At 61.7% G+C, this 15804-nt stretch carries 10 protein-coding genes, 6 pseudogenes and 1 riboswitch; of the genes and pseudogenes, 3 read left to right on the forward strand and 13 right to left on the reverse strand.

Annotated elements, in window-relative coordinates; translation table 11 throughout:
• Positions 1-6: 6 nt before the first annotated feature.
• The 7 genes and pseudogenes from AC0V2S_RS01950 to AC0V2S_RS01980 all read right to left on the reverse strand — a co-directional run.
• Positions 7-938, reverse strand: a pseudogene (locus AC0V2S_RS01950) (esterase-like activity of phytase family protein).
• A complete protein-coding gene (locus tag AC0V2S_RS01955; RefSeq protein ID WP_475508705.1) occupies positions 911-1066 on the reverse strand; it encodes a hypothetical protein in 156 nt (51 codons plus the stop codon). Before AC0V2S_RS01955 ends, AC0V2S_RS01950 begins: the two are co-directional and overlap by 28 nt.
• A pseudogene (parE, locus tag AC0V2S_RS01960) lies at positions 1066-2926 on the reverse strand (DNA topoisomerase IV subunit B). Before parE ends, AC0V2S_RS01955 begins: the two are co-directional and overlap by 1 nt.
• A 64-nt stretch (positions 2927-2990) precedes the next feature.
• Positions 2991-3605 (reverse strand): YqiA/YcfP family alpha/beta fold hydrolase, encoded by a 615-nt coding sequence (locus AC0V2S_RS01965; protein ID WP_475508275.1) that lies wholly within the window; start codon positions 3603-3605, stop codon positions 2991-2993.
• Positions 3606-3779: 174 nt separating this feature from the next.
• Positions 3780-4595 (reverse strand): 3',5'-cyclic-AMP phosphodiesterase, encoded by an 816-nt coding sequence (gene cpdA / locus AC0V2S_RS01970; RefSeq protein WP_475508276.1) that lies wholly within the window; start codon positions 4593-4595, stop codon positions 3780-3782.
• A gap of 108 nt (positions 4596-4703) precedes the next feature.
• Positions 4704-5144, reverse strand: coding sequence for a DUF1249 domain-containing protein (locus tag AC0V2S_RS01975; protein ID WP_475508687.1), 441 nt, complete (start codon positions 5142-5144; stop codon positions 4704-4706).
• Positions 5145-5151: 7 nt separating this feature from the next.
• Positions 5152-5763: pseudogene (locus tag AC0V2S_RS01980) on the reverse strand (NUDIX domain-containing protein); the annotation flags it as partial.
• Between the two features lie 209 nt (positions 5764-5972).
• Between AC0V2S_RS01980 and AC0V2S_RS01985 the strand changes: the two are divergent.
• A pseudogene (locus AC0V2S_RS01985) lies at positions 5973-6717 on the forward strand (RsiV family protein).
• A gap of 96 nt (positions 6718-6813) precedes the next feature.
• Here the strand turns inward: AC0V2S_RS01985 and cytX are convergent.
• The 4 genes and pseudogenes from cytX to AC0V2S_RS02005 form a co-directional block, all read right to left on the reverse strand.
• Positions 6814-8096 (reverse strand): annotated as a pseudogene (gene cytX / locus AC0V2S_RS01990) (putative hydroxymethylpyrimidine transporter CytX).
• A gap of 125 nt (positions 8097-8221) precedes the next feature.
• Positions 8222-8359, reverse strand: coding sequence for a hypothetical protein (locus AC0V2S_RS01995; RefSeq protein WP_475508706.1), 138 nt, complete (start codon positions 8357-8359; stop codon positions 8222-8224).
• Positions 8360-8401: 42 nt separating this feature from the next.
• A pseudogene (gene thiC, locus AC0V2S_RS02000) lies at positions 8402-9327 on the reverse strand (phosphomethylpyrimidine synthase ThiC); the annotation flags it as partial.
• A gap of 41 nt (positions 9328-9368) precedes the next feature.
• On the reverse strand, positions 9369-10106 hold the full coding sequence (locus AC0V2S_RS02005; protein WP_475508277.1) for a phosphomethylpyrimidine synthase ThiC: 738 nt from the start codon (positions 10104-10106) through the stop codon (positions 9369-9371).
• Positions 10107-10203: 97 nt separating this feature from the next.
• Positions 10204-10309, reverse strand: a riboswitch (TPP riboswitch).
• A gap of 243 nt (positions 10310-10552) precedes the next feature.
• On the opposite strand from AC0V2S_RS02005, the gene AC0V2S_RS02010 reads away from it, so the two are divergent.
• Positions 10553-12001 carry a TolC family outer membrane protein gene (locus AC0V2S_RS02010; protein WP_475508278.1) on the forward strand — a complete coding sequence of 483 codons (1449 nt, stop codon included), beginning with the start codon at positions 10553-10555 and terminating at the stop codon, positions 11999-12001.
• 178 nt (positions 12002-12179) lie between these two features.
• On the opposite strand, the gene AC0V2S_RS02015 is transcribed toward AC0V2S_RS02010, so the two are convergent.
• Both AC0V2S_RS02015 and AC0V2S_RS02020 read right to left on the reverse strand, forming a co-directional pair.
• Positions 12180-12707 (reverse strand): metal-dependent hydrolase, encoded by a 528-nt coding sequence (locus AC0V2S_RS02015; RefSeq protein ID WP_475508279.1) that lies wholly within the window; start codon positions 12705-12707, stop codon positions 12180-12182.
• Entirely contained in the window at positions 12704-14287 is a 1584-nt protein-coding gene (locus AC0V2S_RS02020) for an AhpA/YtjB family protein (protein WP_475508280.1), read from the reverse strand. The genes AC0V2S_RS02015 and AC0V2S_RS02020 overlap by 4 nt, the downstream gene beginning before the upstream one ends.
• Positions 14288-14487: 200 nt before the next feature.
• Here AC0V2S_RS02020 and serB point away from each other — a divergent pair, with 200 nt between their 5' ends.
• Positions 14488-15702 (forward strand): phosphoserine phosphatase SerB, encoded by a 1215-nt coding sequence (serB, locus tag AC0V2S_RS02025; protein ID WP_475508281.1) that lies wholly within the window; start codon positions 14488-14490, stop codon positions 15700-15702.
• The last annotated feature ends 102 nt before the right edge of the window (positions 15703-15804 follow it).

Consider the following 15804-nt stretch of genomic DNA (forward strand, 5'->3'; position numbering starts at 1 on the left):
GCTCGCTCACGGCTTGACGCTCCAGCCGGCCGCCGGTGCAGCAAAGCGCCAAACGATAGGGCGGTCTTCGCCGTCGCCACGGGCCTTGTTGCCGTTATCCACGCCGATCCAGGCGCCTTTCTCGTCGATGGTCAGCGCTTCGGCCATGCCCCACGGTTCGTCGTACTTGCGTGCGTCAGTCAGGGCTTCGGCGGCGAAGGACCAGCAATGCTCGGCTTCACCAGTGTCGGCGGCGCGGCGGCAAATCTGGTGGGCCAGGCGTTCCAGGGTGTACAGGTGGCCTTTGTAGAAGGCGATGTCGCTGAAGTCTTTGGGCATGGGTTTAGTGCCCATCTGCGGCGGCGGCAGTTCGTCACCGCCCTCGCTCATCAGCACGCAACCGCCGGCGCATTTCCAGCTGCCGTTGATTTTATGCAGCACCAGCAGACCACGGCGTTCGCGCTCGGCGGCCAGCCACAGGCGCTCGCCCTTCGCATCGATCACCACGCCTTCAAACAAGGCATTGAAGTGCAGCAGCATGCCGCGCGCGCGGGCCTGATTGACCAGGCTGAGCGGCAGGTTCAGCCACTCGCCGCTGCCGGCCGGTGGAATCATCAGCACGGCCGAGGTGGCCTCGCTCACCAGATAGCGGTTGCCTTGGCATCGCAGGTAATACCTTCGAAATCAGGTCGCCGCCACGGGTAATGCCGGCAAACCAGTACGCACGCGCACGCCCCACGGCAGCGGGCTTTGTGGCGGCGGCGGGGCGTTGAACACTTCCACTTCGGCATTCATGACCGCGCCATTGGCGGTCAGCCGGTAGATGCGGTCGTCATCGCGGTCCGACACCGTCCACAACGCGTCGCCGCACCAGGCCAGGCCCGAGAGGTTGCCGGTGGGATGCCGTCCACCGCATGTTCGCTGAGCAGTTTCAGCTCTTCGAACGGCGGTTGCGGCACGGGCGCCGTTCCGGTTCGGCGGAATCCATGGCAATCACCGGCTGCGGTTTGCTCGCCGGTATGCTGGGGGTGGTTTGCGCGAAAGCAGGAGCAGCTATCAGCAGCAGGGCCGCAAACAGCTGGCGCATCAAGTCAGAACCTCGGCCAGGTCCCCTTTGGATTCCAGCCAGGTTTTACGGTCCCGGCGCGCTTTTTCGCCAGCAGCATGTCCATCAGCTCCTGGGTCATGTCGAAGTCATCGAGGGTCAGTTGCACCAGACGGCGGGTATTGGGGTCCATGGTGGTTTCGCGCAGTTGCGGCGGGTTCATTTCACCCAGACCTTTAAAGCGCGTGACCTGCGGCTTACCGCGTTTCTTCTCGGCCACCAGGCGGTCGAGAATGCCATCGCGTTCGCCTTCGTCCAGGGCGTAGAAAATTTCCTTGCCCAGGTCGATGCGGTACAGCGGCGCATGGCCACATACACGTGGCCCGCATCGACCAGCGCGCGGAAGTGACGCACGAACAGCGCGCACAGCAAGGTGGCGATGTGCAGACCGTCGGAGTCGGCGTCGGCGAGGATGCAGACCTTGCCGTAACGCAGCTGCGACAGGTCAGCAGCGCCTGGATCGACGCCAATGGCTACCGCAATGTTGTGCACTTCCTGGCTGGCCAGCACTTCGCCGCCGTCCACTTCCCAGGTGTTCAGAATCTTGCCGCGCAGCGGCAGGATGGCCTGGAACTCTTTGTCGCGCGCTTGCTTGGCCGAGCCGCCGGCGGAATCACCTTCTACCAGAAAAAGTTCGGAGCGCATCGGGTCCTGGCCGGCGCAATCAGCCAGCTTGCCGGGCAGTGCCGGGCCTTGGGTGATGCGTTTACGTTCAACTTTCTTACCGGCTTTCAGGCGGCGACCGGCGTTTTGATCGCCAGTTCGGCCAACTGCAGACCCAGTTCCGGGTGCTGGTTCAGCCACAGGCTAAAGGCATCTTTCACCACGCCGGAGACAAACGCCGAGGCTTCGCGCGACGACAGACGCTCTTTGGTCTGCCCGGAGAACTGCGGCTCCTGCATCTTCATCGACAGCACGAAGGCAATGCGTTCCCATACGTCTTCGGGCGCCAGCTTGACGCCACGCGGCAGCAGGCTACGGAATTCACAGAACTCGCGCATGGCATCCAGCAGGCCCTGACGCAGGCCGTTGACGTGGGTGCCGCCTTGCGCGGTGGGGATCAGGTTGACGTAGCTTTCCTGCACACTTTCGCCGCCTTCAGGCAGCCACAGCAGGGCCCAGTCCACGGCTTCTTTATTGCCAGCGAGGCTGCCGCAGAACGGTTCGTTCGGCAGGCGTTCTACTTCGGCGACCGAGTCGGCTAGGTACGAGCGCAAGCCGTCTTCGTAATACCACTCGACTTCTCGCCGCTGGCTTTGTCTTCAAAGCTGACCGACAGGCCCGGGCACAGTACGGCCTTGGCCTTGAGCACATGCTTGAGGCGGCTGACGGAGAATTTGTGCGAGTCGAAATATTTGCCGTCCGGCCAGAAGTGCACGCTGGTGCCGGTGTTGCGCTTGCCAACGGTGCCGATCACTTCCAGATCGGTGGCTTTGAAACCGTCGGCGAAGGTCATGCGGTATTCGTTGCCGTCGCGTTTTACCCGAACGTCCACGCTGGTGGACAAGGCGTTGACGACCGAGATACCCACACCGTGCAAACCACCGGAGAACTGGTAGTTCTTGTTGGAGAACTTACCGCCGGCGTGCAGCTTGGTCAGAATCAGCTCAACGCCGGCACGCCTTCTTCGGGGTGGATATCCACCGGCATGCCACGGCCGTCGTCGCAGACTTCCAAGGAATTGTCTTCGTGCAGGATGACCTGTACCGACTTGGCGTGACCGGCCAGGGCTTCGTCGACGCTGTTGTCGATGACTTCCTGAGCCAGGTGGTTCGGACGGCTGGTGTCGGTGTACATGCCCGGGCGCTTGCGCACCGGATCGAGGCCGGAGAGGACTTCGATGGCGTCTGCGTTGTAAGAGCTAGAGCTAGAACTTGCTGGGCCATGGGGTCTCGTTCGTCAGTCGTTAAATGTCAGAAAAATCGAAATCGCGCCAGGTGCTTGAAGCAAACCCGGCAAATGCCAACAGGGCCGGCAGGCGCTGGGCAAAACCCTGAAAGCCGTGGTCACCACCGGCCTGGATACGCAGCGCGCAACCCCGGTAGAAGGTCTGGGCATGGCGATAATCAAGGGTTTCATCGGCGGTCTGCAACCACACCTGATAGCGCGCGGGGTCGGCGGGGGCCGGCACTTCCAGCTCGCTCAGGGCGGTGACGTGGTCTGTGGTCAGTTCCCAGGTTTCGCCGGTGTAATGGTTGGTCTGGGTGCCCAAGTGGCCCGCGAACAGCCGGTGCGGGTTGACCGCCGGGTTGATCACCAGCGCCTTCAGGCCATGGCGCTCGGCCAGGTGGGTCGCATAGTAGCCGCCAAGGGAGCTGCCGACCAGCACCGGGCTGCCCAGCTCCATGATCGCTTCTTCCAACTGGGCGATGGCCTGGCGCGGGTGGTGATGCAGGGCGGGCATGCGCACGTGGTCGGCCCAGCCAAGGCGCTGCATCACGCTGATCAGCTGGCTGGCTTTCTGGGATGCCGGAGAGCTGTTCAGGCCGTGTATATAAAGAAGGGTGGGGGTGTCCAGCACGCGGGTGACTCCAAAATCCGTTCCAGCGCACTCTATCAAAGATGAAAACTACTGCGCTCGATTAGGCGTCGTTAAAAACACTCTCAAAATGCTCATTGGCTACAGCCAACTGCGCTTTTTCGATTGCTTTTGCCTCGCCTACTCTTCGCTCGCTACGTTTTCAAAGCAGGGCTTTCAATAGCCTTTGATGGTGTAATCGACCACAAAGTGAATGCCGGTCACGCGGGAAACGTCGGTCTCCAGGCGGCCATCGTCGTGCAGGCGCAACCAGCGATAGCCTGGCGCGGTGTCGTCGACCTGGAATTCCTCGCTGCCCGGCGCGAACTGCACGCAGGTGGACGGCGAAGCCAGCAGCCGCACGCCGTTGCGCATCTGATCGAATTCCTGGTGCACATGGCCCCAGAGCACGGCGCGCACTTGCGGGAAACGGTCGAGCACGGCGAACAGTTCGTCGGGGTTGCGCAGGCCGATGGGCTCCATCCAGCGGCAACCGATGGACACCGGGTGATGGTGGAAACACACCAGATGATGACGCTCCGGCGCTTCGCTCAGGGCGTTGACCAGCAGGTTCAGCTGGGCTTCTTCGAGGTAACCGGGGACGGCGCCGGGAATGGAGGAGTCCAGCACCGTGATGCGCCAGTTGCCCAGGTCCACGACCGGCTCCAGCAGTTCGGTGCCGACGCAGGCTTGCTGCATCACCGGCACTTCATCGTGGTTGCCGGGGAACCAGCGTGCGGCACCGGGCAGCACGGCGGTCATGTCACGGAAGCGGTTGTAGGATTCCAGCGTGCCGTCCTGGGACAAGTCGCCGGTGGCGAGCATCAGGTCGATCTGCGGCTGTTCGCGCTGCACCCGCTCGATCACCTTTTCCAGGCTGTCGCGGGTATCCATCCCCAGCAGTTTGCCGTTCGCTTCTGCAAAAAGATGGCTGTCGGAAAGCTGCACCAGCAGCACCGACGAATCAGCAGAGGGAATGGACGAGCTCGGCAAGGCCGTCTCCTTGGGCGGTTTGGTGAGAATTATGGTTGTTTAGGACGCTACCGGTAAAGGCGCGATATGGGCATGGGTCACAGTTAGGGGGCGCGATTGGCGATTTTCCTAACGCACAGGCTCCAGTTCATGTCCACAGGCCAGACAATGACTGAGCCACTCTCCCAAGAATAAGTTCAGCTGAGTTTTCTCATCCGGCTGATGCATCGCGGCATTCGGGTACGGATAAATGCTGCGAAACCGCCGCGCATTTTCCGCGCTGATGACCTCGGCCATGCGCGCATCGTGGTACACCCGCACTTCCAGTTGCGGCACCGGCAACCACGGCAGACTGTGTTCCTGGCGCACTTTCAATGTGGTGGTATACGGGCAGGCCTCGACCACGTCCAGCGCCAGCACGCCCAGCAACCGTTCGCCCTGGCTCAGCGCCACACGCCGTGAGCCGCGCTCATCACGCATGGCCGGCAGCAGCCGCATCAGCCGCGCGTAGTTGGCCTCGCAGGCGGCTTGCAGCTCGATCAGGTCGACGCGGTAACGGTCGCGCAGCAGAGTTACGCCACATTCCCCTCACTTCGGCACGGTTCAGTGCCAGCCATTGAATGGCAATAATGCTTGCCGCGTTGCTGATGCGCCCGTCGCGAACGGCCGCCAGGGCCTCTTCGAAGGGAAGCACGTGCACGCGAATGTCTTCGCCTTCTTCTTCCAGGCCATGGACGCCGCCGGCGCCCGTGCTGTCGCAGCGGCCCAGGTACAGATAAACCTTTTCATCCGAGCCGCCGGGCGACGGGAAATACACCGTCAGCGGCCACAAGGCTTTCAGCTCCAGATTGGCTTCTTCCACGGCTTCGCGCATGGCGACTTCTTCGGGTTGTTCGTCTTTGTCGATCAGCCCGGCCACCAATTCCAGCAGCCAGGGATTGGCGCCCTTGGTCATGGCGCCGACGCGAAATTGTTCGATCAGCACCACGTTGTCGGTCTTGGGGTCGTACGGCAACACACAGACTGCATCGTGGCGCACAAATAGCTCGCGGCTGATGGTGCGGCCCATTTCGCCGGAAAACAGGCGATGGCGCAGGTGCAGACGGTCAACTTTGTAAAAACCCTTGAAGCAGTGTTCCCGCTCAATGATTTCTACATCGTCAGGGCCTGGTGTGAAGGTCTTGGTCATCGGTTACCCATTCGTTACTGAAACGTCGATTGCTGTCATCCTAGCTTGCCTCGGCCAGCGCCGCAGCCACTTTCAAGAATGCCGACGGGCTGCCAGGATAGCCGCCCGGGGCAATTGCCAGAAAGCCCGAACTCACAGGGCCATCGACAGTCGAAGGCCGATACCCGCTGTATTTCACCCGCTACACATGACGAACGCCAAGGAATGCCATGCCTCTGTTGAAAGCCTGTACGCCCCTTGTTTTGGCCCTGCTGCTGGGCGGTTGCGCCAGCCTGTTTCAGCCAGACTACTCGGACAAGCTGGACGTAAAACGCACTGCCTGGGAACACACCCAGCCAGGTTGCCAGGGCAGTGATTGCCCGTTGGTAAATATCGACACCGTCAGCTTTGCCGACGAGCCGCAACTGACCGCATTGATCGACCAGCGCCTGCGGCAGATGACCATCAACGCGCCCGACGCCTCCGTGCCCGCCACCCTGCAAAGCTACGAGAAAGGCTTTTTGCAGAGCGCCGAACCGGGTTGGTCGAGTTACTTGCAAGCCAAAGTACGCGAGCAGCATGACGGCCTGGTGATCATCGAACTGTCGAGTTACCTGTTCAACGGCGGCGCCCACGGCATGCCCGGTCGCCAGTTGATCAACTACGACCGCAAACTGCACAAGGTGCTGACCCTGCAGGACATGCTGATTCCCGGCCAGGAAGCCGCGTTCTGGCAAGCCGCCGAGCTGGCGCACAAGGGTTGGCTGGCCGTGAACAAGCTGGACCAGGACCCCGAGTTCATCAAGACCTGGCCGTTCAGCGTACCGAGAATATCGCCTGACCTTTGGCGCGGTCAGCCTGATGTTCGACGTGTACAGCATTGCGCCGTATGCGTCGGGGCACCCGGAATTGAAGATTCCGTATCCGCGCCTTAATGGGATCATCAAACCTCAATACTTCCCAGGCCGCGGCTAATTGCCGACCGTAGGATGGGTAGAGGCGGAGCCGAAACCCATCGTTACGCGAATCGATGGGTTTCGCCTACGGCTCGCCTAGGCGGCCCTACCCATCCTACGCAGTCACTGCTTTAACACTGCCCAAACTCCCCAGCACAAACTGCAACACCCCCGCCAGAATCAACGCCGGCAAGGTCGCACCCAGCTCCGGGTAGAAATTGGCCAGCAGGTGATACGTCGCCACACCGCCTGCCCAGGCGAGCAACGCCGACCAACGCAGCGCATGCTGCATCGTCACGGTGTTACGCCGCCGCAAAATAAAGTGATCCACCAGCACCACGCCAAACAACGGCGCAAACACCGAACCGATCAGCAGCAGGAAGTTCTGGTACTGCGCCAGTGGCGCAAAGCAGGCGATTGCGGTGCACACGGCGCCGATGGCCAGGGCCAAATGCTCCACTTTCAGCTTCAGCAAGGTGCCGCTGGAAACCGCCGCCGAGTGAATATCGGCAAAGGCGTTTTCCGATTCATCGAGCAGAATCAGCAGCAGCGGAATGCCCAGGCCGGCGCCGGCCAAGGCCAGCAGCAACGCGTTCACTTCACCGCTCGGTGCGAACGCCAGGGTGTACGCCACGCCCAGGCCCATCAGCCACAGGTTGCCAATAAAGAAGCCCAGCGCCGTGCCGGTAAAAACGCTGCCGGCGCGTTTGCCGAAGCGCGAGTAGTCGGCAATCAGCGGTAGCCACGACAGCGGCATGGCGATGGCGATATCAAAGCCCAGGGCAAACGGCAGCGAACCGTCGCCGCGTTGGGCCCACAAGGCAGAGAGATCGGCTTTGGCAAACAGGTTCCAGGTCAGCCATACGCACGCGGCGAGTAGCAGCCAGATGCCCCACTTGCGCAGAATCTGCCGCACGAAGGTCAGCGGGCCGGTGACGGCGAGCAGGGTGGCCAGGCCGCCGAACAGCAAGGTCCACAGCAATGGCTGAGTCCAGATGCTGTCTTCACCAAAGGCGCGGGCGGCCAGCAGGCTGGCGGCGTCGCGCATCACGATGATTCGAACGCCCCCCAACCGATCAGCTGCAGCAGGTTGAGCAGCGCTGGCAGGCTGGCGCCGTGGTTGCCGAGGCTGAGTTTGATGGCGGCCATCGAGGCCAGACCGGTGTCGCTGCCGATCACGCCGACGGCGGCCAGCAGCAGTACGCCGACGGCGGTGCCCAGGGCGATGGCCAGCAGGCCGAACGCCAAGCCTAGGCCGGGGGCGAGGAGGGCGCCGGTTTGCAGCACCATCAGGCCGATGCCGAGGGAAAACCACAGGGAAAACAGATCACGCGCGCCGAACACGCGCTTGCTGGCGGGGACGGCGAGATCGGGGGAATAGGTGCTGGGTGTGTTCACGGCTTTATCTCAAAAGAGCGATGTTTTGGGCTGGTAATTGATGGGTTTCGCTGCGCTCTACCCATCCTACGAAAAACGGTCCGTAGGATGGGTAGAGCGCAGCGAAACCCATCGGGGCATACGCGTTACACCTTCTTATAAAGCTGACTACCTTCCTGCTTAAACCGCTGTGCCTGCTCCGCCATCCCTTGCTGCACATCCACATCCACCGCCTCAATGCGCTGGTTGGCCGCGTACTCGCGCACTTCCTGGGTGATCTTCATCGAGCAGAATTTCGGCCCGCACATGGAGCAGAAGTGCGCGACCTTGGCCGAGTCCTTCGGCAAGGTTTCATCGTGGTAGGCGCGCGCGGTGTCCGGGTCCAGGCCCAGGTTGAACTGGTCTTCCCAACGGAATTCGAAGCGCGCCTTGGACAGGGCGTTATCGCGGATCTGCGCGCCGGGGTGCCCTTGGCAAGGTCGGCGGCGTGGGCGGCGATCTTGTAGGTGATGATCCCGGTCTTTACGTCATCCTTGTTCGGCAACCCCAAGTGTTCTTTGGGTGTGACGTAGCAGAGCATCGCGCAACCGAACCAGCCGATCATGGCCGCGCCAATGCCCGAGGTGATGTGGTCGTAGCCCGGCGCAATGTCGGTGGTCAGCGGGCCGAGGGTGTAAAACGGCGCCTCGTCGCAGCACTCGAGCTGCTTGTCCATGTTCTCTTTGATGAGCTGCATCGGCACGTGGCCGGGGCCTTCGATCATGCATTGCACGTCGTGCTTCCAGGCGATTTTGGTCAGCTCGCCGAGGGTTTCCAGTTCGCCGAATTGCGCGGCGTCGTTGGCGTCGGCAATCGAGCCGGGGCGCAGGCCGTCGCCGAGTGAGAAGGACACGTCGTAGGCCTTCATGATTTCGCAGATGTCGTCGAAGTGGGTGTAGAGGAAGTTCTCTTTGTGGTGCGCCAGGCACCACTTGGCCATGATCGAGCCGCCGCGGGAGACGATGCCGGTGACGCGCTTGGCGGTCAGCGGCACATAGCGCAGCAGCACGCCGGCGTGGATGGTGAAGTAGTCCACGCCTTGCTCGGCCTGTTCGATCAGGGTGTCGCGGAACAGCTCCCAGGTCAGGTCTTCGGCCGCGCCGCCGACTTTTTCCAGCGCTTGGTATATCGGTACGGTACCGATCGGCACCGGCGAGTTGCGGATGATCCACTCGCGGGTTTCGTGAATATGTTTGCCGGTGGACAGGTCCATCACCGTGTCCGAACCCCAGCGAATGCCCCAGGTCAGCTTGGCTACTTTTCTTCAATAGAGGAGCCCAGGGCGCTGTTGCCGATGTTGCCGTTGATTTTCACCAGGAAGTTGCGGCCGATGATCATCGGCTCCAACTCCACGTGGTTGATGTTGGCCGGGATGATGGCGCGGCCGCGGGCGATTTCTTCGCGCACGAATTCAGCGGTGATTTCTTTCGGAATGCTGGCGCCGAAACTATGGCCGGGGTGCTGCTGGTCGAGCAGGCCGGCGGCGCGGTGTTCCTGGAGTTTCATGTTCTCGCGGATGGCGACGAATTCCATCTCCGGGGTAATGATGCCCTGGCGCGCGTAGTGCATCTGGCTGACGTTGGCGCCGGCTTTGGCGCGGCGCGGGTTGCGCACGTGGGCAAAACGCATGGCGGTGAGTTCGGGGTTGCTCAGGCGTTCCTGGCCGAAGTGCGAACTCAGGCCCGTAAGGCGCTCGGTGTCGCCACGGGCGTCGATCCACGGCGAGCGGATATCGGCCAGGCCGTTGCGCACGTCAATTTGTACGGTGGGGTCGGTGTAGGGGCCGGAGGTGTCGTACACCAGCACCGGGGCGTTGATCTCGCCTCCAAAATCGGTGGGGGTAACGTCGAGGCTGATCTCGCGCATCGGCACGCGAATGTCAGCGCGTGAGCCCGGCACGTAAATCTTCTGCGAGCGGGTGAAGGGTTGTACCGATTGCTGATCAACCTGAGCGCTTTCGCTCAAATTTTTTAGTTGTTTTGTGGTGCTCATCAAGGCTCTCCAACGTCATCCTGAACGGGATTGTCGGAGTGAACCTGATATGGACGGGGGGCACCGGGGCTGGTGCAGAGGACTCGCAAACGAACGGCAGGCGAGCAATCTTGTTCCCTACGCAGGCGTTAACCTGATCAGGTTCAACGGGATCCGGATTAACCGATCTCAGCCTTTCACTCAAGGCACCCCGACAAGAACCCGGCCACTCTAAACAAGGGGCGGGGAAAACCAACCCCCAGGTCAAAAAAGCCCGACTCGCGCGTCGAAATATGACGGTAAGTGCAGCGGCGCAAAGAGATTGTTGCGCGCAAGCAACATAGCTTGTCGCAAACTACACTCACGGCGCTGTCAGGGCGCTTGACCCCTACCATCGCGACCCTTAGCCTTGCCCATCACCGCCCCACTGCCGCAGGTTCAGGGGCCACACAATTAGGATGATTAGCATGCTGCGCAGACTTTCCCTGGCACTTGCCGTGGCTTCAGCCTCAAGCGGCGTTGCCTGGGCAGCGGAAGCTCCCCTGTCGACCAAGACTGACCTTGTGAGCGTTTACCAGGAAGCGGTGAACAACAACGCCGACCTGGCCGCCGCCCGCGCTGATTACCAAGCCCGCAAGGAAATCGTTCCGCAAGCCCGTGCCGGGTTGCTGCCGAACATTTCCGGTGGCGCCAATATGAGCGACAGCGACACCAAGGTGCACACCAATATGGGTGATCCGCGGCTGGATCGCAGCGGCATTCTGTACCAGGCCACCCTGAGCCAGCCGGTGTTCCGCGCGGACCGCTGGTTCCAGCTCAAGGCCGCCGAAGCCACCAATGAACAAGCGATTCTGGAACTCTCGGCCACCGAGCAGAACCTGATTCTGCAGAGTGCGGAGTCTTACTTCGCCGTACTGCGCGCGCAAGACAACCTGGCCTCGACCAAGGCCGAAGAGTCGGCGTTCAAGCGTCAACTCGACCAGGCCAACGAGCGCTTTGACGTCGGCCTCTCGGATAAAACCGACGTGCTCGAAGCCCAAGCCAGCTTCGACACCGCCCGCGCCAACCGTATCCTCGCCCAGCGCTCGGTAGACGATGCCTTTCAGGCGCTAATCACCCTGACCAACCGCGACTACAACTCGGTTGAAGGTATTCGCCACACCCTGCCGGTACTGGCGCCAACGCCGAACGATGCCAAGGCCTGGGTCGATACCGCCGCGCAGCAGAACCTCAATCTGCAAGCCAGCAACTTCGCCGTCGATGCCGCCGAAGAAACCCTGCGTCAACGCAAAGCCGGCCACGCGCCGACCGTGGACGCCGTGGCGCAATATCAGCGAGGCGACAACGACAGCCTGGGTTACGTGAACACCGGCACGCCGGGCACGCCGCGTTACAACGGCGACGTGGAGCAGCGCAGCATTGGCCTGCAACTGAATATCCCGATTTTCAGCGGCGGGCTGACCAGCTCCCAGGTGCGTGAGTCGTACCAGCGTCTGAATCAGATTGAGCAGCAGCGCGAAGGTCTGCGTCGTCAGGTGGTGGAAAACACCCGCAACCTGCACCGCGCAGTGAACACCGACGTGGAAACCGTGCAAGCGCGCAAGCAGTCGATCATCTCCAACCAGAGCGCGTTGGAAGCCACCGAAATCGGCTACCAGGTGGGTACGCGTAACATCGTTGACGTCCTCGATGCCCAGCGTCAGCTGTACAGCTCGGTGCGTAACTACAACAACGCCCGTTACGACTACATCCTCGATAACCTGCGCCTGAAACAGGCCGCCGGCACCTTGAGCCCTGCCGACCTGGAAACCCTGGCGCGCTTCCTCAAGCCTGACTACAACCCGGATAAAGACTTCCTGCCGCCAGATCTGGCCAAGTCGGCCGAGCAGAACCTGAGCGCTAAACCCGATTATTGATCGGTCCGTTCAATAAAAAGCCCCGCTTATAGCGGGGCTTTTTATTGGCTGGGACCTTCATTTTTTCCACCGTCGTCCCAGCGCAGGCTGGGACCCAGAATGCTGCGGCGGGCTCGGTATTGAGGTCCTGTTCGCGAGCCTGGGTCCCAGCCTGCGCTGGGACGACGAAGTGGAGGCGTTAACGTTTGATTGTCTTGCGGGCGGCGATGCCGAGCAGGGCGATGGCAGCGCAGGGAAGCCACACCCACTTCGCCTCCGAAGCCAACACCGCCACCCCCCGCTCACTGAAAAATCCATTGATAAACGGCGATACGGCAATCGGTCGCCACGGCAAGAAGAAGCGCTGCTCGCTCCACGGCCACAACCAGGCCACGCCCAGCCCGCCGTTGGTGAGCGCATCCAGCACGCTATGGGAGGCGGCGGCCAGGCTTAGCCAGACGAACGCTTTGAGCCTTCCGCTGTTCAGCCAGGGTGCAAGCAGCGCACCCAACAAGCCCATCAATGCAGCAAACGCTAACGAATGGCTGGCACCGCGATGGCCAAAGCTGTCGGCGTAGGCGATGCCGAACTTGAAGGCCAGCACATCGGCATCGGGCAAGCAGGCGGCGAGCATGCCGGCGATAAGCAGGCGCGCAGGAATCACCCCGCTGCCCAGCGCCAGGCCAATGGCCAGGATGGGCAGCGGATGGGTGATCAGGGTGGTCAAGAGCGGGCGGGTTGTTCGTGCATGCGCGCCAGTTGGCGCTCGAGCAGCGAGGGGTAGGGCTCCAGCAAACGCTCAACACAGCAGGCGCCTTCCGGGCTGGCGATCGGCCGAATGCGTACGCGTTGGCGCAGCAGCGCGTCGTCGCCGATGCTGCGTTCTACCAGCAGCAGATTGCGGCTGTGTTGCGACAGGGCCAGGGCGTCCAGCGCGGTGTCGCTTAGCAGCAGGTCGCCTTGGCTAAGATCGCCGAGGTTTTCGCCAGCGGTGAGGCCCAGCTGCAGCTGCAGGGTAATGCCGCTGTCGGCGACTTCAATCTGCAACTGATGGCCGAGGGCACGCATCAACTCGCCGCAGCAGATGGCGTGGGTGAGGTAGTCATCACCGCTGTCGTCGCTGTTGAACAGCATCAGGCTGCTGCCGTCTTTCAGGGTGTGCAGTACGCCGTTGTACAGGGCGGCGGCCTGGTCCATGCAGTCGCGGTAGCGTTGCAGCAGGTCCATCAGGCGGGCGCGCGGCAGACGACGCAGTTGTTCCTGAGCGCCGAGTTGAATGGCGAGTACGGCGCTCTTTTCCGGCTGGTCGTTCTCGGGCTCGTAGTCGTCTTCTTCAACGTCGAGTACCGGATCTTGCAGGTCGGCGAACGGGTCATCTTCATCCAGCGGCGCCTGGATCGGTTTTACCCGCAGCGGCGATTGCACGCGGCGTGGTTGCTCACGGTAGTCGTCATCGTCGCTGTCGTAGCTGTCGTCACGCAGGTCGCGTACTTCGAACTCGGGTTCTTCTTCGCCTTCTTCGAACTCGTCTTCGCTGAAGGTTTGTTCGTCTTCTTCTTCGTACTCGTCTTCTTCGATGTACTCGGGCTCAGGCGGTGCCACCGGCTTGGGTTTTTCCGGCACCAGGCGCGATTGCAGCTGACGGGCCAGATCGCCGATTTCATCATTGCGGCCAGCGCCCGGGGCAGGATCATCCGGGTCGCGCAGCCACACGCGCAGCTGCATCAGAGGCGTAGAGATATGCCGGCCCAGGCGCAGGCTCAGGCTCAAGGTCAGGGCCAGCAGAATCAGGCTGAGCAAGCCCATGCTCTGCAGGCTGATGGTCATGGGCTGCTGGAATTGCTGCATATCCAGGCTGATGCGCAGGTGGCCGGCGATCACTTCCTGGAAGGTAATGGGCGTGGAATACAGGCCTTCGGTTTCGCCGAGCATGCTTTGCGTCGGGCGCGAACCGGCTTCGGCGAGGATGCGGTTGTCCACGCTATAGATAGCGGCGTGGGCCACCAGCGGGTTCTTCACCAGGTTATTGAGCAGCACGTTGAGGCTGAGGATGTCGTTGGACACCAACAGCTCAGTGGCGGAAGCGGCGGTCTGGGTGGTCAGGCTCTGGCCCAGGGCGTCGGCCTGCTGCTGCATGGCCTGCTTGAACTGCATGCCCATCACCAAGGCGTAGATCACCAGCGCTGCGGCCACGAGCAGCAGGCTGTGGCTGGCAATGCGCAAGGCCAGCGGCACGCGACGCTGACGCAGCGCGTGGAAGATGAGCAGGAAGAAATTGTCGGGTTTTACGGGCGCGGGCCGGTTCACAGAGCTCGGCTCTTCTCGAATGGAATTGCCGCGCAGTATAACGAGGGCATGGGGGTGGGCAAAGCGCGCACGTGCCCGTATAGCGGTGAAAGTGGTTAGAATGTGCGCCTTTTCATCACCCCCGGCGCTGCGCTTGGGCCGGTCTTGTGGCTGGCAGAGCGATGCACCGCTGCTTTTGCTGTGTTCTGTGGAGGTCCGCCTTGCGCGAAATCGTTCTGATCAATATCACCGGCGAAGACCGTCCGGGCCTTACCGCCGCCATCACTGGCGTGCTGGCGCAAGGCGGGGTGAATATCCTCGACATCGGCCAGGCCGTTATCCACAACACGTTGTCGTTCGGCATTCTGGTGGAAATTCCCGGCACCGAGCAGGGCTCCGTGGTGCTCAAGGATGTGCTGTTCACCGCCTACAAGCTCGATCAGCAGGTGCGCTTCACGCCCATTTCCGAAGCCGATTACCAGCACTGGGTGAGCGGCCAGGGCAAATCCCGGCATATCGTCACCCTGCTGACGCGCCGTGTTACCGCCGAGCAATTGCAGCGCGTGAGTTCCATCACCGCTAAATACGGCCTGAATATCGACCATATTGACCGCCTTTCCGGCCGTATGCCGCTCGACACCCCGGCCGACCAAAGCAAAGGCTGCATCGAGTTTTCCGTGCGTGGCGAGCCGGCCGACCCGGTGGCGCTGCGTGCTGAATTCCTCAGCGTGGCCCAGGAACTGAACGTCGATATCGCCTTCCAGCAAGACTCGGTATTCCGTCGCAACCGTCGCCTGGCGGTGTTCGATATGGACTCGACGCTGATCGAAGCGGAAGTGATCGACGAACTGGCCAAGGTGGCTGGTGTCGGCGAAAAAGTCTCGGAAATCACCGAGCGCGCCATGCGCGGCGAACTGGATTTCCGCGCCAGCTTCAAAGAGCGTCTGGCGTTGCTCAAGGGCTTGCCGGAAAGCGAATTGGCGGCCATCGGCGCGTCGCTGCGCCTGACCGAGGGCGCCGAAACGCTGTTCGTTGAGCTCAAACGTCTGGGCTACAAGACCGCGATTCTGTCTGGCGGCTTCAGCTACTTCGCCAAACAGCTGCAGACCAAGTTGGGCATCGACTATGTCTTCGCCAACGAGCTGCAGATTGAAGACGGCAAGCTGACCGGTGTGGCTATCGAACCGATTGTGGATGCGCAGCGTAAAGCGGATTTGCTGCGTCAGTTGGCGGAACAAGAAGGCGTGAGCCTGGAGCAGACCATTGCGGTGGGCGACGGCGCGAATGACTTGCCGATGTTGGCCATTGCCGGACTGGGTGTGGCGTTCCGGGCCAAGCCTCTGGTGAAGCAATCGGCCAAGCAGGCGATTTCCACCCTCGGCCTGGATGGTGTGCTGTACCTGCTCGGCTACCGCGATCGGGACGGTCAGGCTTAGTTCTTGATCTTGTGGGAGAGGCTTCAGCCTCGATGCTCTTGATTTAAAAGCATCGAGGCTGAAGCCTCTCCCACAAATAAAAAACCGGGCACGTGGCCCGGG

It is taken from the genome of Pseudomonas sp. CC11G, from assembly GCF_056174845.1.